Genomic DNA, 24,043 nt, shown 5'->3' on the forward strand with positions numbered 1-24,043 from the left:
TTGACTTTTGGATAAATGAAAAAGCCGCTACACCGCACCACGAACGACAGGAGTTTTTTCTCCTGCTCGGATTCGCAATGCTATGTAACGGCTTTGAAATTCAAAACCATGCTGCCATACACCAGCCGAAAAGGGCAGCATAAATTCGGCAGCGGTCAGCCTTGTCCATTGGCTGACATTCCGTTCTTCCATCTATGTGCTATTTCATTTTCAATCTTCCAATTCCCTCACGGGCATTTCAGAATATCATAGCGGCTGTACCCATGTCAAGATTTTGGGCAAACTTTTTAGTATTCCCTGTGGACAGGAATTTTATACATCAATTTTATAATTTGGCGGGGGAATTTTATCCCCCACCCAATAGCCCGTCAAAAAGCTGTCTTTATTAGTTGGTTATAAAATCTTCCGCAACTTTTTCCGCAGATGGTCTAATCGTGCATAAATAGCCCCTGTTGTCAATCCAACAAGCGGTGCAATTTCCTTTGTGGAATAGCCCTGCATTTTCAGCAGGATGATTTGCAGGGTACGCCTGTCCACCGTAAGCAATGCCCGATACAGAGTTTCGTCCTCAATCTCATCCAGTAAATCAACAACGGTCTTTACCTCGGCATTCCGCTCCCTGTCTGCCATTCCCTCAAGGTATTCGCCAAAGTCGCTTGTCCAATGGTAAAACCGCCTGTTGGAATTGAAGTCTGCCCTGTCGTCTGTGCGGATTTGTTCAATGGTGGTTTCATCAACTCCATGCTCCCGTAATATTTTTTCCTCGGCTTCTTTCCAGATAAGCCATTTCCTGTTCTCCCGTCCGTTGTTGTATGCCATTCTTTTTTCCTCCAATCTGAAATTTTTGAAAATGCTAAAAACCAGATTGGATAGGAGGCGAACGGCAGCCAACAGCAGAAACAGCCCTGCGGCACATTCCGATAAAAAACGACAAAAGAAAAACCGCAAAGGCTCGGTGACCTCTACGGTTATAGGAGATACATATTCTGTTAAGTGGAGATTATACTTCTGGTTGCATGGCAAGAAGTAGCGTTGCATGGGCAGGGATTTTTTTAACTGGCTTCCTGCTATTCCCCGATATGCTATGTACGGATAAATTCTGTGTTGCATGAGCAGATAGATTACCGCCCTAAAAAAGAACATAAAAAACCCTCCAAACTTCAAAAACAGGTCTGGAGAGTGTCTGTTAAGTTTTTTAGGGCATAGCAATACCGCCCACCACACGCCGTTTTTTTATATGGTGAACATCCATGCTATGAATGAAATGCAGGCAATAAGCAATAGCTATCCATCTTCTTTTTATCCTCAACACAAATTTGTTTTTTTGCAGATAGCTGTTGCTTAAATTGCCACATTAATTTTTTATCCATTGATTCAAGTTTGGTAAAATTCTTTATGTATATTTTTATTGTTTTTCTTTTTTGCTGACATGATAAAAATAAATTGCGCGGATTAATAGCCCTCCAAACCAGCCGATTGGAGCGGCTATCCAAATTCCATTATAACCAAGCTTTGTGCCAGACAAAATAATAGCGACAGGCACTTGAAGACAGCACAGGGAACATATGGAAGCAATCATCGGCACAAATGATTTTCCATACCCCAAAAGCAATCCGTTTAATACCTGCATGGCTGCAAAGATAATATAAAAAGCAGGCACAATCTTCAGATAGCCGTTGCCAATATCTAAAACAGACGTATCCCTATTGAATATTGTTATAAATACAGACGGAAACAATACAATGACAACAGAAATACACGCTGATACTGCAATCCCCATAACCAATGCGTATTTCCCGCCTTTCAATACCCTGTCTTTCCTTTTTGCCCCTAAATTCTGGGCAGTAAAATTAGTCATAGCCTGCCCTAAGTTCAAGGCGGGCATTTCTGCAAAAGCATCTACCTTAGATGCGGCAGTATATGCCGCCATGCAATCCGTGCCAAACCCATTAATCAGAAACTGCAATGACATAAATCCCACACTCACAAATACTTGCTGTATCATGGCGGGCGTACCTATCTTCAAGCTCTTTTTTAATTCTGCCTTGTCAAACTGTAAATGCAATACATTAATAAACAAGCTGCGATAATGTATTTTCATATATACCATACAAACGATAAATGACAAAAGCTGCGATAACACAGTCGCAAATGCCGCCCCTGCCACACCCATTCCGAATGCCTTAATGAACAATATATCAAGCACAATATTCAGAAGCGCTGCCACTATCAGAATATATGTAGGTGTTTTTGAATCCCCCATCCCGCGAAGAATATTTGTAAGCGCGTTATATGCAAACGTGGGGATAACGCCGATAAACATAATTTTAAGATATATGTCAGCCGCTTCAAGCAAAGCGGACGGCACTCGGAAGACAAGCAGAATCTGATAGGAAAAACATATGCCCAAAGCAGCAATTATCAAACTGAGGCAAAAGCAGAAAGCAAATCCCGTATCCATAACTTTTTTCGCAGATTCCATGTCCTTACTTCCAAAATAACGTGAAACCAATATGCTTGCCCCCATTGAAATGCCCATAGAAAGGGCAATCAGCAGATAGTGTATCTGAAAACTGAACCCTACCGCCGCCAGACATTCTTTCCCCAAAAAATTACCTACAATAACCGTATCCGCAAGATTATATAGTTGCTGGAATAGATTGCCGACCAAAATTGGCAGTGAAAATAAAAATATTGTCTTTAACTCATGTTCTCTCGTTAAATCCTTCATTTCGTAACCTCTTTCCTACTAAAATAAAATTTATTCCTTTTTGTTGCATGGTATTGTTTGCACACAATACATACAATATAGATTATATTCTTGACTTTGTATGTTTTCAATGCTAATATTGTATGTAAGACAATTTTGAGCAGGGAGGGAAAAAGCTTGCCAGTTAATTCTTTTAAAAATTACCCAATGCCATGGATACCCGATAAAGAAAAATTAAAATCACCAATTTATATATCTATTGCGGAACTTTTGGAACAGGATATCCAAAGCGGCAAACTGGCTGGAAATACAAAACTGCCGCCCCAAAGGGAATTAGCAGACTTTCTTGATTTGAACCTAAGCACAATAACCCGTGCATTCAAGATTTGTGAAAATAAGGGGCTAATCTATGCCAATATAGGGCAAGGCACATTTGTATCCCCAAATGCCGCCATCCCTTTTTTACATAAGGCAAACAACGGGTGCGTAGAACTGGGCATAATCAGACCTTTTTACCAGTATAATAAGATTGTCGCTGATATTGCGCAAAAAACCATACAACGCAATACTTCCCAGTATCTTTTTGAATTTGACAGCATATCGGAATCTTACAAGCACAAACAGACCGCCATAAAATGGCTGAAATCTTTCCATATAGAAACAGAGCCTGAAAACATCATGCTGACGGCAGGAACTCAAAATGCCCTGACGATTGTATTTTTGGCTCTTTTCCACTCTGGAGATAAAATCCTAACTGATTCTTACACTTATTCCAATTTTATCGGCTTAGCCAGACAGTTAAATGTCCAGTTGATATCAGTAGCCGCAGATGAGGATGGAATGATACCCGACCTAGTGGAAAAGCAGTGCAGGATAATGGATATAAAAGGAATCTTCCTAATGCCGTCCTGCAATAATCCGACAGGAACTGTCATGTCAATGGAACGAAAAAGGAAAATTGCCAGCCTCATACAGCAATACCATCTGATTTTAATGGAAGATGACGCTTATGGATTTATTGCAAATGATACAGGAGAACCGATTCAGACATTGATACCAGATAATACCATTTACCTGCACAGCCTGTCAAAATCACTTTCAGCAGGCTTAAGATGCGCATATATGGTTATCCCTGATTGCTTAAGACAAACCTTTCTTGAAACGGCTAATAATGTAAATTTGAAAATACCGCTGCTTAACGCAGAAATTATAAGCGAATTAATTGCAAGCGGCAATGCAGGCAGAATCATAGGGCAGAAAAAAAGACAGGCAAAAGAACGGAACAGGATATATAAAAAATACTTTCCAGACAGCATCTGCCCGAATGAATACAGCTTCTTCCAATGGCTGCCCCTGCCTGCCCATTATAACGGTTATCAGTTGGAAATGCAGGCAACAGACAATGGCATTCATATCTTCTGTTCTGACCGTTTTACCGTTGGCAAAGCTGAATCCACAGCTATAAGAATTGCAACCTGTTCCCCTGATTCCTTACAACAATTGGAAACAGGACTGAAAACCCTAAAACATTTGCTGGATAAGAATCAGCAATATATTTCACAAGCTAATTTCATAATATAGTTACTCCATTTGAAAGGCGGCAAAGAATTATATTCCCTGCCGCCAATTCTGATTATATAAAAATAATTTCTCCGTTCACAATTTCCCTCGCACAAGCCCTTATATTATTTATTTTGCCTGTCCACTCTATGGCATTTTCTTCCTTTAGCCGTTCCGTTATGTCCTGTGCCTGTTTCATGCTCTCTATAAGCCTTTCAAAGCGTTCCTGCGCCTGCCTGTCAATGACGGCTAGATAGGAGTTCAGTCTGCCACTTGTGAGAAGATTGGTGTATGTAACCTTGTGGTACTGTTTCAGATAATCCTGATGCCGCTGTCCCCATGTGCCTATCGGCTGTTCTTCTTCGTTGGGTAATATTAAATCTGGAATAAGATACCCATTTTCTTCGTGATATGTGCCGCCTAACTGTTCAAATATTGACTTCATATGCAAAAACTCCTTTTCTGTATGGTTTGGTTTCTGCGGGGCATCTGCAAGCAATGTGTCAGCAGGCTGTATGTATATACTATCTTTAAGTTAAGTAATCCCCCGGGATATTTTATCCATCTGGGACACCAGTACCCTGGAAGGACGCCACTTGATACGAAGGTAAGTAAAGAAAAAGAGAAACAAAAACAGCCATCCTGCCATTCCCAGTAAAATGGGATATTTCATAGCCTCTGCCACTTTCTCATCAAGGTCCATAACGGGAAATTTTGTCAGGATATACATCCCCTCTTTTCCCGGAACAGGGGATATGGAGGAAGCGTAGGCATTCCCATTCCAGTACAGTAAAAATTCTGTCCTCTTCCCCTCCCGCTCATATTCATCGCAAAGTATACATGTATCATGAAATGCATTTTTCTGATATACGTTTGCAAGATTTGTCCCAAACGCCCGCTCCTCAGAAAATACAGCATAGTACTCTCCCCCTTCCCGCACAATGACTTCCGTGTGGATAAATGGCTGGCCCCAGGCGTCCAGCACGTCCTCATTGGAAAGAGCATTCTCCACTTCCCCCTGCCAAAAACTTCCCAGATAGGCATCCATATAAAAAAACTCCGGCTTAAAAACTCTTAAAAGCCGCTCTTTTTGTACCTCATTGCAGATTCCGGCGTTAAAATTTAACTGCTCCACCACTCTGTCTGTCTCAAATTTCCAAAATACCACAAAGGTAATCAACACCCAGCACAAACTGACGAAAGAAAGGGTAAAAAGCATCTGGTACTGAATCTTTTTCTTCTTCCTGATTTTGTCAATGAGAGAATAAACTAAAATTACAACAAGAACATAAATCACCGTGACTGCCCCAAAAGACAGGAACAATTCTTTACAGATTTCCCCCGGAGAAATATCTAACTCTATGAAGCCCCCTGTCTTTTCCTGATTTTTATGATACACATACAGCCTGTCTCTCTCTCCGTCATTGCTAAGCACTGCTATATGCTCCCGGCGCTTATCCATCTGTACATTTCTCAAATAATTTTTCAGGGGAAACTGAAATAAAAGATGGCCCGATCCATCATAATAATTTAATCTCTGCTCCCCGTATTTCTGGAAAAAAAGCCCTTCCCCCCTGCCTGGAGGTAAACCCCGTTTTTCAGATACATTTTTCCGGCCTTCTCATTATCAAAACAGTAAAGTTCCTGGCTTTCCGTGAGAGCCATAATACCGGATGGGGTGTAACAAGCCTGTACAGGGATTCCCACTTCCAGTTTCACGACCCTCTCCTTATCTTCCTCATTGGAATAGAGAAAAATCTCCTCCGACCTGCATTTTATGCCTGTGGTAAAAATAATTCCTTTTTTTACCTGAAAATCACACAAGTCCACATCTTCCTCCACCTCCTTTTCCCACACTTTTGTAAGGGAATCTCTATCTTTTTCCAGACATGATACCTTTATAAACTGTCTCCCCTGCCTGTACCAGCTCTGCTGCACATAGAGGACGCCTTCGTCACAGAATAGGGACACCGCCGTTTCCTCACTGACCACCGGAAAAGTAGAACATCTGATAATTTCCCGGCCTCCCCCCACTTCCGCTTTTATCAGCCACAGGGCCCAGTTGCCTGTCCTTGCAAGGTAAACATTTCCCTCCTCATCCATCCCTACCTGCTTTACGGAAATTTTCCCATCGGAGGATGGAAGAAAAAATGCTCCATACAGCGACAGCAGAAAAATATATATAATTATAGAAATGATGATTTTGGGAATATATCTCATGTTCCACCCCCTTATTACTGCAATAAAGACTCTGTGCCAATCTTCTCAAATGTATGTCCAAATATCCGGTGAAGAACTGTCTCCCCAAAAAAAGCCTGAAAGAAAAATACACCTGCCCCGCTTAGGACAATTATAAGGCAAGAGACGCATAGGCACCTGTAGAAAAAAACTCTTTTTTTCACAAATGCATCTTTCATAAGATTAAAAAAATTTTTCTTTTCCTGCCTGTCTGCCATCAGTTTTAAATCCTGGTAAAGCTGAAAGAAATCCCCATAAGCCTTTCTTCCCAGTTTCTGTTTTAGCAGTTCTGTAGAACTGCCTGTTGTATCTCCTCCGGCCTTTGCCAGTGCGAGAATTTCCCCGGCACAGAGCATGGCGCAATCCTGCTCTTTTCCGGCCTGCCCGTATTCTGACAAATCAAGAAAATAGTTAAAATACACCTTTCCCTCCGGGGTAATCCCCGCCTGCTTTTGTTTTAGCAGAAGATATAAAATTTCATTGGGAATTCCAAAGGTCATACACCGGACTGCAAAATCCAGCCAGATACTTTCCTCTTTCAGGGAATTTGCCAAAACCGTGGTAAAATAAAATTTTTCCAAGGGACGTTCCTCTCTGTAAGGAAACACAAAATACATATGCTCTTTTTTCACAAAGGAGTCTTCCCAAATCTCCGGCGCTCCCAGGAGTTTTTTCGTAATCTCCCTGTCTTTTACTCTCCAGGCAGTTTTATACTCTGCACCTTCCAAACAAAGATCCATACAGACGAAAACGTCATTTTTCTCACCGGAAAACACTTCCCTCACTACTTTATACTGCCTTTTTCCTCCGTCCAGTACCATAAGGCCCCCCTGAGATCTTTTACCTGTTTACAATGGCATACACGTAAGTGGATATTTGGGGCATATCCGTACAGTAAATACAAATTTCATACACCCCTTCTTTTGCCGGGGCTATATAAACCCCGTCTTCTCCGATTTCCCCGCTGCCATCCTCCGTCAATTCATAGGTGAGACGCTGTTTTTCCATATGCCTAAATTCCACTTCAAAAAAGTAACTCTCTTTTGTTTTTAACCGCACCGTGGATACTTTGGGGACAATGCTTCTCTCCTCCTCCTGGCTTTCCATACTGTCTTTCCCTGTGGAAAAACGGATGGCAGCCCAGCTCATCTGAAGAATAATGCTTTTTTGCTCCCCCACAAGTTTTGCCCCGATTTGGAAACTTCCCTTATCATTCATAACTTTTACCGCCGTCTGGAAATCCATGCAGTCGGATTGTGGAAACAAATCGGAATTCCCGTAGATTGTCGTCCTCATGCTGCGGTTGATTCTGGGGTCATCCTCCAAATATTCAATTCCCACGTCCACATACACATTCCCTTTTCCCAACCCGTGCATAATCTCCTGGGAATAACAGATATCCCCTTTTTTCATATTCACAGACAGAGGTATTTCCACCCTTCCCCACGCCATATTTTCTGGCTGCGCCGCTTTTTCCCTAGAAAAACTCTGAGCCTGTCCCTCCTCCTGTATGTAGGATTCTTTCTCATATCCCTCTCTGAAATAAGAAAGGTATAGGCTTTGCTGCCGCCGCTGTGCCGGGGAGGCAATGTATTCTTTGACGCCTTTTTCCCGGATCTCCCCAATCACACAGGAAGCATCCCTGCGCACCAGAGACAACTGCGCTAACCTCACTCCCAGTTTTTCCCCCGCCTGCTTCTTTTCCCAGGTCAACTTCCCAAACTCCCGCATAGACAATTCTTCCGGGGACATATCTTCCAAAAAAAACTCAAAATGTACGTCATTCATAAGCTCCGTCTCCTCTTCATCCAGACAAAGCTTTATCTCCTCCCTTTTTAAAATAACACTTGTCCCCCAAAACCGGCGGGCTCCACCTGCATCCAAAAGGCCTCTTCCTGCTTTTCCCCCTGGATTAAAACTCTGCTTTCCATATGGAGAAAAAGCTCATGGCTTCCTTTTTCATTGAGAAATCCAGGCATAAAAACCTTTCCCTCAAAAGACAGTTCCCTCTCCTGTTCCGTTTTTTTGTATAGAATAAGGGAAATTTTTACCTCCTTCCTTTTTGACACAAACACAGGCATCTTTATCACAAGTTTAAAATCCTCATTGTCCAAAATGCATCCTTCCCGGAAAAATCCGTCTCTTTCCGGTGAAATTTCCTCCTCTTCCCCCTCTGTGAGAAAAAGTTCATATCCCTCTTCAATTCTGCCGCACTGGTACTCTTTGTCCTTCGTCTCAGCCATGGCGCAAAACATGGGATGCACTTCTTCCTCTTTATATCTCAGGCACAAAAATGCCTTTTCCCCTGTAATACTGTGATATCCCTTTAAGGCTTGGAGCTTTTTTACCACGGATTCAGCAACTACAATCTCACGTCCCGCCCCGTCCAGGGCTGCGCCGTTTTCCACCAAAATGGAGGAATCCTCCAGTTCCAGTACATTCAGCCCGCAAATTACCCCTGTCCCGTACAGCGCACGGTTTAAAAAACGCCGCTTATTATTCATATAGAGCTGTTCCGCTGTAAAATCTGCGGAAGTCAGCATTTTTCCGCCATAATAACGGTTTCTCTCAAATGGGAATAATTGTTCATTTTTCATTCTCAATCCCTCTGGCTTCCTCAAACATCTATATATATTGTCCCATATTTCGACATAACCCGCCATGACCAAAGATTACACATAAACCTACCAAGTGTTACACTTACTCTTAAAAAAGTTATTTTTTAACCATGCACAGGCACTTTTTACCCGTAAAAATATTGGGATTTTCACACAAAAAAACCCGCCTCTTGCGAGACGGGTTTTAGGGAAGAGTTATGAAAAAGTTTGTTTGTAATCAGTTGTCCTTCAACTGATGTTATTAATATACCCCAAAAATATGAATTTATGATGGAAAGTTTATTAAAAAAATGTGAAAAATTATAAGGATTCTTTTAAGATGGCTTTTACACCTTCCTCTTTATCCTCTGCAGGGCATTGTCAATGGATTTGGGGGACTTCCCCAGCTTTGCCGCAATCTGCTTATAATTAAGCCCCTCTAAAATACCGTCTAAAACCTTTCGTTCCATGGTGCTTAAATTTTCCGACAACTTCTCCAAATCCTGTAGAAACGTCTCCCGGTCGATAAACATGCGCTCCGGATTTTTTTCCCCCTCCTCGGAGAGCACATCCGCCAGCCGCACGCCGTTTTCCCCCTCCTCGTCATAGAGGGAAATGTAGGAATTTAAGGGGGCATGTTTTTTCCTCCGGGAAGCCTCCACCGCAGAATACATCTGCCTGGTAATGCAAAGCTCGGCAAAATGATAAAAGGAAGATTCTTTTTCCTGGTCAAAACTTTCCACTGCCTTAAAAAGCCCAATCATCCCCTCCTGAATCAAATCGTCCGTGTCCCCGCCGATTAAGTAGAGGGCGTTTGCCTTTTTCCGCACCAGGGGCTTATATTTTCCCAGCAGGTAGTCCATCACTTCCGGTTCCTTTTTTCCAAACCGGGACAAAAGTTCCTCGTCTGAATATTTTAAAAAATCTTCCAACCTATACTCCCCTCTGACGCACAATCTCATAGGCCAGCACCCCTGCCGCCACAGATGCGTTCAAAGAATCAATGTCCCCTTTCATGGGAATGGATGCCACAAAATCACAGTTTTTCTTCACCAATGGAGACACGCCTTCCCCCTCGCTTCCGATGACAAGGCCTATGGGACCTTTTAAGTCAAGGTCGTACATAGGCGTCCCCCCCATATCTGCACAGACGAACCACATCCCCTTGTCTTTCAGTTCTGCGATGGTATTGGAGAGATTGGTGACTTTCGCCACCGGGGTATAGTTGACGGCCCCTGCGGAAGTCTTTGCCACCACCGCCGTAAGCCCCACCGCCCTTCTCTTTGGGATAATCACCCCGTGGGCCCCGGAAAGGTTGGCAGTACGGATAATGGCCCCCAGATTGTGAGGGTCCTCAATATTGTCAAGAAGGATAAGAAAGGGGGGCTCACCCTTTTCTTCTGAAATTTTTAACATATCTTCCACCGTGCCATAGGCATAAGCCGCCGCCAGGGCAATCACACCCTGGTGCCTGCCTGTCTGGGAAAGCTGGTCTAACCTTTCTTTTGCCACAAAATTTACAATGGTATCCCTCTTCTTTGCCTCCCGCAGAATCGTCTGCACCGGGCCGTCTTTGCACCCCTCTAAGACAAATAGCTTATCTATGGTCTTACCGGAGCGAAAGGCTTCCAATACCGCATTTCTTCCCTCAATTTTTAATTCCTCTGTCTCCATATGTTCCTCCGTTTTTATCTGCGCCGGCTGGCTGAATGCCGGACTCTTTTATATCTGAATATCAAGGCTGATAAGCCCCAGCTTCACCAGTTCCACAATGCGCTTAAAATCATCCGTAAGGTACAGATAGCCAATCATGGCCTCAAACCCCGTAGCCTTCCTGTAATCCGCCACAGTGGCGTTTTTTGCCATGGTAAAGGATTTTGCATTTCTACCCCGCCGGTAGATATCCTGCTCTTTTTCTGTGAGGTTTGGCATAAGTTTTTCTACCATTAAAGCCTGGGTATGGGCTTTTACAATATAGCTTGTCCTTTTGTGCAGCTCGTTTACCCTGGTATTTCCCCTTCCCACCACAATAGAGCGGATCACCAAATCATAAATCCCGTCCCCTATATACGCAAAGGTGAGAGGTGAATATGTGCGAATATCCACCTCCCCGATATCAAATTGTTCCCTTATATATGCATCTATGCCCTTTTCCATTGTACTCCTTCTCTGGTATCTTTTAAAACAATCCCTTTTTCGAGAAGCAAATCCCTGATTTCGTCCGCCCGCTTAAAATTCTTTTCCTTTCTGGCCGCCTGGCGCTCTTTCATAAGATTTTCTATCTCCTCTTCTAAAATATCCGCTTCTTTATCCAGAATAATTCCAAGGACATCGCAGAGCTCCCTTAACAAATCCGACAGTTTCTCCAAAAATGCCCTGCTGCTCTCAGAAGAAACTTTTGTATTGATAAATTTAACCAGCTCAAATACAGAGGAAACTGCATCCGCCGTATTAAAGTCATCCTCCATGGCCGCCTCAAATTTTTCCCTGTACCCCTGGGCTTCCTTAAGCCACTGGCTTTCCTGGCCTGAAGTTTCCCCTCCGGCTGCATTTTCCTGTAAATGCTTTAAATTTTCTGCCGCAGTGACAATGCGCTCCAAACTGTTTTTTGCGGCCTCCATTAAATCCTCACTAAAGTTTAAGGGACTTCTGTAATGGGCGCTTAACATGAAAAACCGAAGCACCTGCAAATCGTATTTTTCCCCGATTTCCCTTACGGTAAAAAAGTTCCCTGAAGATTTGGACATTTTTTTGTTATTGATATTTAAAAATGCGTTGTGCATCCAGTATTTTGCAAATTCCACCCCGTTTGCCGCCTCGCTCTGGGCAATCTCGTTTTCGTGGTGGGGGAATATCAAATCTTCCCCTCCTGCGTGGATGTCAATTTCATCCCCCAGGTATTTTTTGGACATAACAGAACACTCAATATGCCATCCGGGACGTCCCTCACACCAGGGAGACTCCCAGAAAGGCTCCCCTTCTTTTTTGGGCTTCCAGAGAACAAAATCCAAATCGTCCTCTTTAAAGTCCCCCGTAACTTTAATATCCCTGTGCCCCGCCTGTAAATCATCCAGGTTTTTATGGGACAATTTGCCGTAATCTTTAAATTTCCTTGTCCTGAAATACACCGTGCCGTCCTCCGCCCGGTAGGCATAGCCTTTTTCTATCAGAGCGGAAATCATGTCAATCATCCCCTGGATTTCCTTTGTGGCCAGGGGATGGGTGGTTGCAGTTTTCACATTTAAAGAGGACATGTCCTTTTTGCACTCTTCAATAAAACGCCTGGAAATTTCCTCAGAAGTTACCCCTTCCTCTATGGCCTTTTTTATAATTTTATCGTCCACATCCGTAAAATTGGATACATAATTCACCTCATACCCTTTGTATTCCATGTAACGCCTTACGGTGTCAAAGACAATCATAGGCCTGGCATTTCCGATATGGATATAATTATACACAGTAGGCCCGCAGACATACATTTTCACTTTCCCTTCTTCTAAGGGAATAAACTCTTCCTTTTGTCTTGTTAAAGTATTAAAAAGTTTCATTCGGTTATCCTTTCTGTTTTTCCAGCTCTTTTAACTTCTGCTCTAAATCTATCACTTTATTGCACAGTGCAGTATTTGCTTTCTGCAGTGCGGTAATATCCTCTTTTACCGGGTCAGGAAGATGTACATGGTCCATATCGCTTCTTGGAACTTTCTGGTTATCCCGTTTTACAATCCTTCCGGGAACCCCCACCACGGTACAGTTTGCAGGCACTTCCTCTAAAACCACGCTCCCCGCCCCGATTTTGGAATTTTCCCCTATGGTAAAGGAGCCTAAAATTTTTGCCCCTGCGCTGACCATAACATTATCCTCCAAAGTGGGATGGCGCTTTCCCGTCTCTTTTCCGGTTCCCCCCAAAGTCACCCCCTGATATAAAGTCACATTGTCCCCGATTATGGTGGTTTCCCCGATAATGACCCCGCTTCCATGGTCGATAAAAAAACCCCTGCCGATCTGGGCGCCGGGATGTATCTCAATCCCTGTTTTTCTGGCCGCCCTCTGGGAAATATACCTTGCCCGGAAAAAATGCCCCTTTAAGTAATGCCTGTGGGCCCGCCTGTAACTTAACATAACACGGAATGTGGGATACAGCAGGACTTCCATGGGAGATTTGATTGCCGGATCCCTCTCTTTAATTACCTGAAATTCTTCCTTTGCAAAACTGATAAAACCCATAACACACGCTTCCTTTTTTATTCAACTATAGTTTATGCATCTAAAAGGGTTTTGTCAACTCTTACTTAAAAACTTTCCGGAAAGGGGCAAAAATGAGGTATAATATTTCCGCAAAATTTCTTTTTTCTAAAATCCCCCTGGGTAACCTATTGCTTGTAACCCTGGGTAATATGGTAAATTTACAGCCGAAAGGAAGTGAAAGGCTATGTCCAAATACACAACAGGTGAAATCGCTGATAAACAGGCAAGATTCCAAAAACTTCAGGAATTAATTTTGCCGGGGGTGGTATTTTACTGTTTCAAAAAAGGCAGATATAAGGAAAAATGGCAGCAAGATTTTTTCTTCTGCTGCCATTTATTGTTACTCTTTAATATAATCAATTTCAGTAAGATTGATTCCCGATGCAGTGAGTATTACTTTTAATTCTGCATAGCGTCTTTTCATCCTTCTGTAAGGTTCCGAATCTTTTTCACAGACAGACATATAATCTTGTAATCTGGAAAACTCTTCTATATTCTTTTGCATCTGCTCTTTTTCTGTCATTTCTGCCACCTCCATATTTTCACCACCCTTTTATGATTCTGTATTTATTATAAGTGGTTTTATACTATGTGTAAAGTCCTTATTCATTGTCAACAGCTAAGGTTTGGAACTGTTTCCCTTTTATGCAGTTTATGTAACCCATACCGCATCTTACGCACAGAGCCATTGCTTTTAAGTAAAATCCTGCTATACTTCTTTTGAAAGGAGTTGTTCCCACATGCTTTTAAAGTTAATTGAAAATCTCAAAATTGAGAACACAAAAGTAACGGTAGAATATAAAGAACAGAATGAGCAGGTGAATAAAATCATTTACTTTCTGGAACATCTGGAGGAGATGGAAAACAGCTTTACCGGAAGTGCCAATGGAAAAATATTCAACATCGGCCTGGATGAAATTTTTTATATTGAATCGGTAGACAGAAAAACCTTCGGATACACGGCAGAAGAAGTGTACGAACTGGGTTATAAACTGTATGAAATTGAAGAGCGTTACCACCTGATGGACTATATCAGAATCTCCAAATCCTGTATCATCAATCTGAAAAAAGTCCATTCTTTAAAGCCTGATTTCGGCGGAAAGATTCTTGCCACTATGGAGAACAGGGAAAAACTATACATTTCCCGGCAATACGCACCTGCATTAAAGGAAAAGCTGGGATTAGGAGGGAAAAGACGATGAAAAATTTTATGAAAAATATTCCTGGGCAGATTGCCGGAACCTTTACCGTTATGACAATATGTTTCACAATCATTTCCTTTGCATTAGACGTAAAAACCATACCTGTCACCCGTTTGGCTGAATTGTTTCTCCTCTCTGTCCCAGGGGGAATCTGGATGGAATTTTCCTTCGGAACCTGTTTTATCAAAAAGATGGCAGATGCAAAGCGGGCCTGCATCTTTGTGGTCCCCTTTGCCGCTGTTACATTTATCTGCGGGGTTATATTTCGGTGGATCACGGAACTGACACGGATTGGCACCTATGTCAAATTTGTGGGAATTTTTCTTGTATGCCTGGGGATTTCTATTCTTTTGTTTGAACTAGAGCACAGGATAAGGGGAAAAAAATACACGGAAAAACTTAAGGAATATCAAAAGGGAGGAAAATGTAATGAATCATAAAGAAAAAGATTTAGAAAGAGTTTCTTTTGGGATTGCAGTCATGTTTGGCCTGTACTGGACATATTCCTGTTTTATAAAACGGTATCTGCCCATTTCTGACAGCCTGAAAACAGCAGTAGGTTTAGGGGTATTGTATGTCATTGGCCTGGGTTTCTTTCTCTGCATCACACAAAAAATTTCCCCCTGTAAATACGATAAAAAGAAGATTCCGGTAAAAACTGTTTTTCTGTGCTTTCTCCTGCAGTTTACTTCTATCCTGGTATTTACTATGCTTGTAAATGTATCCGCAGCATTGGGCCTAGGCAGTATTCCATCTGACAGCAGCGCCCTATCCGGATATATGCTCTTTATGCTGCTGCTTTTTAACCCTGTTGTGGAGGAGCTTGTCTTCCGAAAGCTGTTTGCCCGGAAATTATTAAAATACGGGGAACGATTTTATATCCTGGCTTCCTCCTTCTGCTTTGCAGTTGTACATGGCGTTTCCTTAGGGATACCCCAGATTGTTTACACTTTTATCCTAGGAATGATCTGGTCTTACCTTACAGTAAAAACAGGGGATATTAAATTAGCAATTTTCATGCACGGATTATCCAACCTCTTTGGCAGTATCATTACCCAGGCGCTCCTTGGCATTTCATTGACGGCGGCGGGAATTTATTCTATGATACTGTTTCTGCTTGGCATAACAGGGTTCGTACTGTTTCTTGTCAATCGGAAAAAAATTGTTCTTGACGGCAGTACAGGGCTTGTGAAAAAAGCAGTTATAAAGGATGTGCTGGCGAATAAAGGAGTTTTGTTTTTCGCAGGATTAACCGGAATTGTAATGCTTTTAAAATAAAGTCTCTCATGTATTATCCCCAAACAATTCCATAGCTTTCTCATAGGCCTCCCCGGAACTTGTCTCTATATCGGGAATAAGCATCCGAGAATTATCTTTTTCATCCGGCCGGATAAACTGCTTGTGGGAAACGGATGCGTCCAAATGGGAATTGGGCAGGGAGAGATAAAGAATGTCCCCGTAACTGTTTGGGGCATTGGAACTTGCCTCCCCCACGATTTTCCCCAGATTCCCGTCCCTCACCCACACAAGGAGCATGGTGGCGGAGCTGAAGGTATCCCTGTCGCAGAGCAGGGTAAGTTCCACATCCTCATTGCCTTTGCACTTGTCAGACCCCTTCCACTGAACACTGCCCCTGCTCCTTAAATATCCCGCCTGCTCTTTTGCTTCTTTTGAAAAACGCACCAACATATCGTATTCCGGAGCTTCCATTCCCATAGCTGTTAAAAGACGCTTACAGGCATTGGAATTTCCGCCCCCGTTTCCCCTTACATCCATGAGCACCTTCCCACACCCGTTTTTTACCGCAGATTCCAGTTCTTTTGCAATGGATTTTAAATTATCATCGTCCACACATTCCACAAAATTTATAACAAAGACATCTTCATCCATAATCCAGGTATTTTGGAGCCTCTCCTGCTCTGTCCCGGAACTTTTTTCCGCTTCTCTAAACATGCATTCTTCCTCTGAACCGTCTGAATAGGTCACCAGAACACTGTCCCCGGAAATTTCCGCCCCAGCCAGCTTTAGTATATTCCTTCCTGTGGCATAATTGTCCCTGTTCTTCTCTTTGGCCTTTTCATTTTCCGCTGGAATCACCCTGTCGATAGCCTGGTAAACCTTTTCCATATCCCTGCCGCCAATGGATGTCACATACACATCCGTGATTTCACCATTCTTTCCCACATATGTATGGCCCTTTTGATATACCCCATTCAGTGACAGATACTCCTGCTCCTCCCACCAAATGCATGTGTGTCCGTCCTGGAAAAAGCAGAGATACTCTGCCGTGGCCGCCTTAAAATCTTCCGCCGTCATCTCCTTTTCCGTACTATCCATATAATCCTGGCGGGCCCTTTGATAAGCGGATAAATCTTCTTCCAGGATAAAATAAGGGTGTACATTTTCCACAAACCGGACTGCCGCTTCCCTGTCCTCAAAAACCTGTTCTTTTGTCAACAGAGTATCCGGGGGAAGGGCAGGCAAAAGCGGCGGATAAGATCCGCCGAAACTTATCGGAATATTGTAGCCAATCACGCCTCCTAAAAGTAATACCAGAAAAGTCAGGCTAAGGATAACTATAAATTTCTTTTTCACTTTCTTCCGCATCCCGGACATCCCCCTGCACTGTCAGAAACCATAACACTGTTTTCATAAAGGCTGCTCAATGCACAGACAGCCTGGGCAGCAATCCCTTCTTCCCTCCCGGTAAACCCCAACCCCTCCTCGGTGGTGGCTTTTACATTTACCTGGTTATCCTGAATTTTCAGCACTTTTGCAATATTTTTTTCCATCTCCCCAATATAGGGCCGGAGTTTGGGTTTTTGGGCTATCACGGTGGCGTCAATATTCTCCACCAGATACCCTTCTTTTTCTATAAGCTTCCCCACATGTTCCAAAAGTTTCATACTGGAAATCCCCCGGTACGCCTCATCCGTATCAGGGAAATGTTTTCCGATGTCCCCAAGGGCTGCCGCCCCAAGGAGGGCATCCATAACGGCATGGACTAAAACATCCGCATCCGAATGTCCAAGAAGCCCTAATGTATGGGGAATTTCTACCCCTCCCAATATCAGTTTCCGCTCTTTTACTAACCTGTGTACATCATATCCTAAACCAACCCGCATCGTATTTTCCTTTCAATGATTGCATTTACATTTTCTATATTCCGGCTCACAAGCTCCGTCATAGCTTCCGTTGTCTCCTCCAGCCCCTCAATAAAAGTGCCTCCTCCTATATACCCCTATCCCCCCAGCCAGTTCATCCTGAAGCTGTTTTAAAGTCTCTCCTTCTCTTATAATAATTCCCACTCCATCCGGATTAGAATGGACAATGCAATGGGAATTCCATTCTCCGATATAAAGCCCTTCCCAATTATCCAATATCTCAAAATATTCTTCCGTGTAAGCCTGGGCAGTCTTTTGCTTTTCCCCATTTCCTGCATCATCCCTTTTAAGGTTTTGTGAGCTATCATGTACAACAATCCCATACAAATGCTACAATCAACATAATTCCCAGCGTGATCTTTCTACTCAGTTTCCAATTCTTCAAGTAAAATTTCTCCACTTTCAGTTTTGTATAAATATTCAAATATGCCACTTTAACACTGGGCAATATTTATTTTATATTTTAACTTACCAGGATTTAACAGTCAATCAAATTATACATGTTGTGTATCATTGATGACATAAAAACTGCCCCTTAAAATTTCCGGGCAGTTTTGTAAACAATGTTAAAAATGATTCTTATTCTATTCCTACATAAATATGGACTTCCTGCCAGGCTTTGGCAACCGCCTGCACCATATCTCCATGGACAACAAATTTCGCATATCTTCCGGCGGGAATCCGACAGACTGTATCAGCTTCTCCGGAAAGTTCCTCCGCAGCCTCACAGGCAGCCACCACCGTATAGTCCGCCGATAACCTCTCCATATCCTTTGAAGCATTATTTGTCCGGGCGGATATTCCCACTGCATTTTTTTCCTGATTCCCTCACCAAAGGCTAAAAGCAGCGTCCCCTCCGGCAGAACAGAAAAGCTCTCCGGCCCGTACTCCTCAATAAGCCTCCATTTATACTCCGGCTGTATCTTCGCTTTTACCTGGTATCTGGGAGTAAAAAACTCCTGGGGTGAGAGGTTTGGAGGAGGTACTTCACGTTTTGAAAAAGTTCCGCCATACAAATCGCTTCGATATCCCGGTTAATAGTTCGTCTGGAAACCTCAAATTTTTCCGCCAGATAAGGAGCCGTCACCTTCTCCTTCTGCAAAAGAATTGACAAAATACCAATCATTCGTTCCAGCTTCATGCCTACCTCCAAATTTTATTTTTCCCTCCGCCTATTTTGCAAACCTATTCTGGAATTCCCCGGGCAAGCTCTTCCATCACCTGATGAACCGTGGTAATCTCATGAATTTTTCCCACATTTGCCCCGCAGAACACAAGGCCGTGGTCCACGTCCCCCTTCACCGCCTTAATTAAAGCGTCTGTAATACAGTAGGGGATCTCACTGGGCTTACATTTTGCCAGACAGCCATAACACTTCCCCACTGCAAGATTGTGTTCTTTCACTTCCTCCAAAAACTCATTCCGAAGCGCCCGCCCCGGCATGCCCACAGGGCTTTGAATCAATTCCACATCCTGCTCCTGTGCCTGTACATAAGCCTGCTTGTAAGCATCCGATGCATCGCATTCCTCCGTTGCCACAAAACGGGATGCCACCTGTACGCCGTCTGCACCAAGAGCCATGGCATGGCTCACGTCCTCACCGGAAAAAATGCCTCCTGCTACAATCACCGGAATCTTCCGCCCAAACTTCTTCCCGTACTCCTTTACTGTTTTTATAATATTTTTTATCTCAGAATCGTAGTGAAGTTCTTCCACATGGGCCAAATCCTCCTGGGAAAACCCTAAATGCCCCCCTGCCTTAGGCCCTTCTATTACCACAAAATCCGCCGTCCTTTTGTATTTCCTGTCCCACATCCGAAGAATCACATTTGCCGCCTTTTCCGATGATACAATGGGGGCAATCTTTGTGTCGGAATTTTCCACAAGCTCCGGCAAATTTACCGGAAGCCCTGCCCCGGAAATCACCACATCCACCCCGGCTTTCACCGCTGCCCGCACATGCTGGGCATAATCTTTTAAAGCCACCATCACGTTGACCCCCACCAGGCCATCCCTGGCCTGCTCTTTTGCCCGTCTCACATGCTTTTCAATGGCCCTTAAGTTGCAAAGCTTCTGGTTCTCCTCAAACCCTTCCTCATTAAAACCAATCTGTGCTGTGGAGATAACCCCGATGCCTCCCTCCGCCGCCACTGCTCCTGCCAGGTGGGAAAGGCTGACTCCCACTCCCATTCCCCCCTGAATAATAGGTAATTTTGCAATTTTATCTCCGATTTTTAAATTTCTTAACATAATGACCCGCCTTTCTACATTCTTTCCAGAAATATCCTATCACCGCGCGGTTCTTATGTCAATATAATTTGGTTTTAAATACTTATTTCATATAGTTATTGATACTACTTATAATGCTATCACTTACTCATTAATTAAATACACCATACATATTATTTTCCCACTCTCATCTCTCCTGGCAACCCAAAACTCGGCATCATCTTCAGAATATGCGCTTCCCAATAACACAACATCTGTTTTACCCTCCAGAAATTCATCCCCAAGAAAGCCTGTCACTTCACTTACTGAGCCGTCGCTGTATTTGTATGCAAATTCCACTATCCCATTTTCACCCGCTGTTACTTCCTGTTTAGAATCTTCTAGCAATTCGGCATAGCCTAACAATATCTCCAATGGTATGTCATCCAATGTAGTAATACTTAAGTCTTTTTCCCTCTCTTTTAATATAATCTCATCTAAAACTCTGCAGTCTGTAGACACAATGCCGTTTTCCCCTGCCACTATCTCTTCCGTATCTGGCTCCCAGCTCTTCTTAAGCTTTTCCAGATATTCCTGAGCTTTTTTTTCATCCGCCCTTTTTTTGTCAATGGGAAGCTCCATTAAAAGATTAATTCCCTCATAGTATTCATTTCTGGTAATTGTGCCGTCCGATTCATTGTAATTGTAGGCAGCCGTCTCATAAAAATCTGTATCCGTAATGCACAGATAAATCTGTCTGTCTGCAAAAAGTGCAATGTCATCACACTGAATCATGCGGTAGAGTACGCCATCCTTCACCATGGTACTATGTCCTCCCCCCATGGAAGCCATATTATACTGCCAGGGCTCTAACCCCTGAATTAGGGGAGAAATAAAAAAGTGAAGATTGTTATAGGCATCACTGCTGGTATCCGGCATCGGCTCCCCATTAAGCCTTTCTATGGAAAGAACCACATAAGTGCCCCCCTCTCTCTCCATATCCTCCTTAAAACCGCTTTTTATCAGTTCTTCTTCCGTAGTCACCCCGTAGAGATTAAACCGGTAATCCCCCGCCTCCAAGGATTCATCCAACTCCAGGGATTCCCCCTCCTGGAATGCTTTTTCCGCCGCATTATTTTCCATTCCCGTAACAATCTCATCTTTTGTTAAATATTTCACCGCCGCAACTGCTGCCGTTGAAGACACTGCCAAAACAAAAACTGCTGCCGCCGCTGCTATAAATCCTATTTTCCGTTTTCCCATATTTTTTACCTCTTTTCTGCATCCAGGATTATCTGCCAGATTAGAAGCACGTTTTTTCTCCCATTCACGGATAATTTTCTTGTTTAAACTCTCATCCGGCGCTATTTCAGAAGCAAGCGCTTTTTGCATCATGAGCTCCATTTCTTTTTCCTTCCTCATAGCCATAATCCTCCAACTTTTTCTTTATTAATATTCTTGCCTTGTGCAGTCTGCTTTTTACGGTGCCTTTCGGTATGTGCATCATTTTTCCAATCTCTTCCACAGAGAGCTGGGCGGTATAGTAAAGATAAACGGGAATCCTTAAATGCTCTGGGAGTTTTTTCGTCTCCATCCGTATAATTTCCGCTGTTTCACGGCGAAGATATGCTTCCTCCGGCGTCTCCCCCTCATCTGCAAGGACTGAGGAGAGTTCCTCCGTAAGTTCCCCCACCGGGGCTATCCGCTGCCTTCTGGCAGCCTTTTTCCTGTTATTTTTATAAATCCCAACACAGAGGGAAATTAAAAAACTCTTTGGATTTTTTGTACAGTCAATATAAGAAAGCCGTTCCGTTGCCATAAGCATGGTTTCCTGGTAAAGCTCTTCCGCCTCCTCCTTACTCCCTGCAAGCATACGGCAGAAAGAAAATACTCCCGTCCCTTCCCTTTCCAGTAAATCAATAAATTCCTGACGCGTCATGGTATACCTCCGGATTCGTAATAATGATTACAATAACTGGCACCTTTTTCATCCTACATCTATATATTGTCCTATGTTTAAAACAGGTTCACGGATATAAAAATTCCTACAAAAATCCATGAAAAAGGCAGGTAAATATCACCTGCCTTTTCCCACAAAACTTACTGTGCCCTAACTTTTTCCACAAACGCCTCACCGCACACCGGCTTTGAATAGTAATACCCCTGGAAATAATCACAGCCCATCTCCGCCAGTTTATGGGCTTGTTCCTGCTCCTCCACACCCTCTGCCACCACATCCATATTCATATCCTTTATCATGGAAATACTGTGCTTTAACACACTCATAGCCTTCTTGTTCTTCATAGAATCCCACACCATGGACTTATCCAGCTTAATGGTGCGGAAGGGATATTTTATCACAGCCATAGTGTTAGAAAAACCTGTTCCATAGTCATCCAGGGCAAATTCCACCCCCACATCTATCAGCCTCTGCATATTTGCCCACAGAGTATCCTCCGAAACCACCGCCGCTGTTTCCGTAATTTCCAGATGTACGCGGAAATAGTCCACCTGATATTCATCCATAATGCGTACCAGCTGTTCGTAAAGCTGTTCCTGCATACACTGCACTACCGACAAATTAATATGTATCGTCTCGATCCCAAGCTCCCAGATTTTTTGTTCCGTCATAAAATGACATACTTCCCGGAACACATAATCTCCAATTTCCAATATAAGCCCGTTTTTTTCCGCCACCGGAATAAATTCCTCGGGGCTGATAAATCCCATGTCGCCGTAAGAGAGGCGAAGCAGGGCCTCCGCCGAGGTAAACCGCTGTTTCTCCACGGAAAAAATAGGCTGGTAATACACCTGAAACAGATGTTCCCGGATTGCCTGGCTTAAAATCTGGAGAATCCTGTTTTCCCTTTTTCCCTGTTTTAAAAGCTCCTCCCCTGCATATATGACTTCCTCCCGGCTGCCCCTCCCCTTCTCCTCAAAACAATAATTCAGGATATCCGTCACATCTTCCAGCTTCTGGACGCTTTTTGGCAAATCAATTATGCACACGGGAGCAGTCAGGGCAATTTCAACGCCCTGGGAGGAAAAAGGCTTTTGAAATCGTCCCTAGATTTCTTCTATCAAACCGGACCAGTCAAGAGCCTTTTTCTTTTCCACAATGGCAAACCTGGTATCCGTCAGGGCAAATACCCTGCGGCTTCCTGCCGCCTGAACGAAAAATGCCGCAATACTCTTCACAACCTGCTGCTGGTTTTTGACTCCCAGCATCTCCCCCACATAGCGGAGCCCCTCAATCTGAATGCCTGCAACGCGAAAATCCTTGTCTTTTTCAATATAAGAACTCACCACTTCATGAAAAGCCAGGGCATTGTACACCCCAAGAATCTTATCTCCGTAATCCGAAGGATTTTCCAGGGAGAGATAAATCAAAAGCACGGATATAGCAACTGCAAACTGGGCCACCATAAGATTGGAAAAATAAATCTGTAGAATTACCGCCCCAAAACTAGATATTGTATAAAAGTATACCGTTGCATTTTGCAACAGCGTCATGGTCTTTCGGTATCTTATGGTATGGACAAGGGAGGCCAGGACATAAAATAGCGCAAAGGCATAAAGAACCATAAACAGCCTGCCATGGAGATAATTTTTCCCGCTGTCAAAGTAAAACACCGCCTGGGTAAAAGGCGTGGAGAGCACCAGGACAATATCTATGGAAATAGGAAGCAAAATCCTTGTCATCTCCCACTTGCTGATCCTCTCCCTCCCCCTGGTAACCCCAATGATATAACCATAATATACTGCCGCGGTAGCGTTAAACGTAATCAGGTATATTTCATTTACTGTAAAGTGCAGCCAGAGAGGCACCTCCCTGGGATTTTCTATCAGATAGATGGAAATTAAATCTGCAATGTTGGACACTATGGCGGCCAAAATTAACAGGGTAAAAATCCTTGTCTGACGCGTGCTGATTGTTTTCTTGTATAAAAAATGCACCATTGCAGCTAACACCACAAAGATCGCTGCAATATCGTAGTGAATGATGTACTTCATATAAGTTCCCTCTAACTCATTTTATCTTTCCTTATGGTATCACACATCAAAGGCTTTCACAAGAAAATTCCGTTTCACCGCCTATGTCACGGCAATACTTTGCAT

27 protein-coding genes and 1 pseudogene are annotated in these 24,043 nt (G+C 43.3%); 4 read left to right on the forward strand and 24 right to left on the reverse strand.

Going from position 1 to position 24,043, the window contains the following annotated elements:
• Positions 1-393: 393 nt before the first annotated feature.
• Both D7Y06_RS09550 and D7Y06_RS09555 read right to left on the reverse strand, forming a co-directional pair.
• Positions 394-819 carry an RNA polymerase sigma factor gene (locus D7Y06_RS09550; RefSeq protein WP_120407584.1) on the reverse strand — a complete coding sequence of 142 codons (426 nt, stop codon included), beginning with the start codon at positions 817-819 and terminating at the stop codon, positions 394-396.
• 586 nt (positions 820-1,405) lie between these two features.
• A complete protein-coding gene (locus tag D7Y06_RS09555) occupies positions 1,406-2,731 on the reverse strand; it encodes an MATE family efflux transporter (protein WP_120407585.1) in 1,326 nt (441 codons plus the stop codon).
• 156 nt (positions 2,732-2,887) lie between these two features.
• On the opposite strand from D7Y06_RS09555, the gene D7Y06_RS09560 reads away from it, so the two are divergent.
• Positions 2,888-4,291, forward strand: coding sequence for an aminotransferase-like domain-containing protein (locus tag D7Y06_RS09560; RefSeq protein ID WP_120407586.1), 1,404 nt, complete (start codon positions 2,888-2,890; stop codon positions 4,289-4,291).
• Between the two features lie 52 nt (positions 4,292-4,343).
• Here D7Y06_RS09560 and D7Y06_RS09565 read toward each other — a convergent pair whose 3' ends face one another.
• From D7Y06_RS09565 to D7Y06_RS09625, 12 genes are all read right to left on the reverse strand, one after another.
• Positions 4,344-4,715, reverse strand: a complete 372-nt coding sequence (locus tag D7Y06_RS09565) for a TnpV protein (protein ID WP_016213431.1) — start codon at positions 4,713-4,715, stop codon at positions 4,344-4,346.
• A 90-nt stretch (positions 4,716-4,805) separates the two neighbouring features.
• Positions 4,806-5,732 carry a hypothetical protein gene (locus D7Y06_RS09570; protein WP_120407587.1) on the reverse strand — a complete coding sequence of 309 codons (927 nt, stop codon included), beginning with the start codon at positions 5,730-5,732 and terminating at the stop codon, positions 4,806-4,808.
• A gap of 68 nt (positions 5,733-5,800) precedes the next feature.
• On the reverse strand, positions 5,801-6,490 hold the full coding sequence (locus tag D7Y06_RS09575) for a hypothetical protein (protein WP_120407588.1): 690 nt from the start codon (positions 6,488-6,490) through the stop codon (positions 5,801-5,803).
• A gap of 14 nt (positions 6,491-6,504) precedes the next feature.
• Entirely contained in the window at positions 6,505-7,329 is an 825-nt protein-coding gene (locus D7Y06_RS09580; RefSeq protein ID WP_120407589.1) for a hypothetical protein, read from the reverse strand.
• 19 nt (positions 7,330-7,348) lie between these two features.
• A complete protein-coding gene (locus tag D7Y06_RS09585; protein WP_120407590.1) occupies positions 7,349-8,392 on the reverse strand; it encodes a hypothetical protein in 1,044 nt (347 codons plus the stop codon).
• Positions 8,344-9,105: a hypothetical protein gene (locus D7Y06_RS09590; protein WP_120407591.1), complete on the reverse strand. Its 762-nt coding sequence runs from the start codon at positions 9,103-9,105 to the stop codon at positions 8,344-8,346. Before D7Y06_RS09590 ends, D7Y06_RS09585 begins: the two co-directional genes overlap by 49 nt.
• Positions 9,106-9,452: 347 nt before the next feature.
• Positions 9,453-10,037 (reverse strand): sigma-70 family RNA polymerase sigma factor, encoded by a 585-nt coding sequence (locus D7Y06_RS09595; protein ID WP_243119204.1) that lies wholly within the window; start codon positions 10,035-10,037, stop codon positions 9,453-9,455.
• A 1-nt stretch (position 10,038) separates the two neighbouring features.
• Entirely contained in the window at positions 10,039-10,779 is a 741-nt protein-coding gene (rlmB, locus tag D7Y06_RS09600) for a 23S rRNA (guanosine(2251)-2'-O)-methyltransferase RlmB (protein ID WP_120407593.1), read from the reverse strand.
• 48 nt (positions 10,780-10,827) lie between these two features.
• Positions 10,828-11,262: a Mini-ribonuclease 3 gene (locus D7Y06_RS09605; RefSeq protein WP_120407594.1), complete on the reverse strand. Its 435-nt coding sequence runs from the start codon at positions 11,260-11,262 to the stop codon at positions 10,828-10,830.
• Complete coding sequence (gene cysS, locus D7Y06_RS09610) at positions 11,247-12,653, reverse strand: cysteine--tRNA ligase (protein WP_120407595.1); 1,407 nt, start codon at positions 12,651-12,653, stop codon at positions 11,247-11,249. The genes D7Y06_RS09605 and cysS overlap by 16 nt, the downstream gene beginning before the upstream one ends.
• A gap of 4 nt (positions 12,654-12,657) precedes the next feature.
• Complete coding sequence (epsC, locus tag D7Y06_RS09615) at positions 12,658-13,329, reverse strand: serine O-acetyltransferase EpsC (RefSeq protein ID WP_120407596.1); 672 nt, start codon at positions 13,327-13,329, stop codon at positions 12,658-12,660.
• A 361-nt stretch (positions 13,330-13,690) separates the two neighbouring features.
• Positions 13,691-13,888, reverse strand: coding sequence for a hypothetical protein (locus tag D7Y06_RS09625; RefSeq protein ID WP_330566423.1), 198 nt, complete (start codon positions 13,886-13,888; stop codon positions 13,691-13,693).
• A 202-nt stretch (positions 13,889-14,090) separates the two neighbouring features.
• On the opposite strand from D7Y06_RS09625, the gene D7Y06_RS09630 reads away from it, so the two are divergent.
• From D7Y06_RS09630 to D7Y06_RS09640, 3 genes are read left to right on the forward strand one after another with little or no spacing between them, the layout of a single operon-like run.
• Positions 14,091-14,552, forward strand: a complete 462-nt coding sequence (locus tag D7Y06_RS09630; protein WP_120407598.1) for a LytTR family DNA-binding domain-containing protein — start codon at positions 14,091-14,093, stop codon at positions 14,550-14,552.
• Positions 14,549-14,992 (forward strand): hypothetical protein, encoded by a 444-nt coding sequence (locus D7Y06_RS09635; protein WP_120407599.1) that lies wholly within the window; start codon positions 14,549-14,551, stop codon positions 14,990-14,992. Before D7Y06_RS09630 ends, D7Y06_RS09635 begins: the two co-directional genes overlap by 4 nt.
• A complete protein-coding gene (locus D7Y06_RS09640; protein ID WP_120407600.1) occupies positions 14,982-15,830 on the forward strand; it encodes a CPBP family intramembrane glutamic endopeptidase in 849 nt (282 codons plus the stop codon). The genes D7Y06_RS09635 and D7Y06_RS09640 overlap by 11 nt, the downstream gene beginning before the upstream one ends.
• Before the next feature lie 6 nt (positions 15,831-15,836).
• Here D7Y06_RS09640 and D7Y06_RS09645 read toward each other — a convergent pair whose 3' ends face one another.
• The 10 genes and pseudogenes from D7Y06_RS09645 to D7Y06_RS09690 form a co-directional block, all read right to left on the reverse strand.
• On the reverse strand, positions 15,837-17,159 hold the full coding sequence (locus D7Y06_RS09645; protein WP_158591335.1) for a S41 family peptidase: 1,323 nt from the start codon (positions 17,157-17,159) through the stop codon (positions 15,837-15,839).
• Positions 17,144-17,677: a 2-C-methyl-D-erythritol 2,4-cyclodiphosphate synthase gene (gene ispF, locus D7Y06_RS09650; RefSeq protein ID WP_120407602.1), complete on the reverse strand. Its 534-nt coding sequence runs from the start codon at positions 17,675-17,677 to the stop codon at positions 17,144-17,146. Before ispF ends, D7Y06_RS09645 begins: the two co-directional genes overlap by 16 nt.
• An 87-nt stretch (positions 17,678-17,764) precedes the next feature.
• The gene (locus D7Y06_RS09655; protein WP_120407603.1) at positions 17,765-18,043 is read right to left on the reverse strand and encodes a hypothetical protein; all 279 of its coding nucleotides are present in this window, start codon (positions 18,041-18,043) and stop codon (positions 17,765-17,767) included.
• A gap of 252 nt (positions 18,044-18,295) precedes the next feature.
• Positions 18,296-18,523: an effector binding domain-containing protein gene (locus D7Y06_RS09660; RefSeq protein ID WP_243119206.1), complete on the reverse strand. Its 228-nt coding sequence runs from the start codon at positions 18,521-18,523 to the stop codon at positions 18,296-18,298.
• Between the two features lie 199 nt (positions 18,524-18,722).
• A pseudogene (locus tag D7Y06_RS09665) lies at positions 18,723-18,857 on the reverse strand (HTH domain-containing protein); the annotation flags it as partial.
• A 44-nt stretch (positions 18,858-18,901) separates the two neighbouring features.
• On the reverse strand, positions 18,902-19,966 hold the full coding sequence (locus tag D7Y06_RS09670) for an NAD(P)H-dependent flavin oxidoreductase (RefSeq protein WP_120407604.1): 1,065 nt from the start codon (positions 19,964-19,966) through the stop codon (positions 18,902-18,904).
• Positions 19,967-20,089: 123 nt separating this feature from the next.
• Positions 20,090-21,346, reverse strand: a complete 1,257-nt coding sequence (locus D7Y06_RS09675; protein WP_120407605.1) for a hypothetical protein — start codon at positions 21,344-21,346, stop codon at positions 20,090-20,092.
• A complete protein-coding gene (locus tag D7Y06_RS09680; protein ID WP_120407606.1) occupies positions 21,294-21,863 on the reverse strand; it encodes an RNA polymerase sigma factor in 570 nt (189 codons plus the stop codon). The genes D7Y06_RS09675 and D7Y06_RS09680 overlap by 53 nt, the downstream gene beginning before the upstream one ends.
• 161 nt (positions 21,864-22,024) lie before the next feature.
• A complete protein-coding gene (locus tag D7Y06_RS09685) occupies positions 22,025-22,918 on the reverse strand; it encodes an EAL domain-containing protein (protein ID WP_158591336.1) in 894 nt (297 codons plus the stop codon).
• 72 nt (positions 22,919-22,990) lie between these two features.
• Positions 22,991-23,938 carry a hypothetical protein gene (locus D7Y06_RS09690; protein ID WP_120407608.1) on the reverse strand — a complete coding sequence of 316 codons (948 nt, stop codon included), beginning with the start codon at positions 23,936-23,938 and terminating at the stop codon, positions 22,991-22,993.
• Positions 23,939-24,043: the final 105 nt, after the last annotated feature.

The organism is Roseburia sp. 1XD42-69, from assembly GCF_003612565.1.
Classification (GTDB): domain Bacteria; phylum Bacillota; class Clostridia; order Lachnospirales; family Lachnospiraceae; genus Roseburia_B.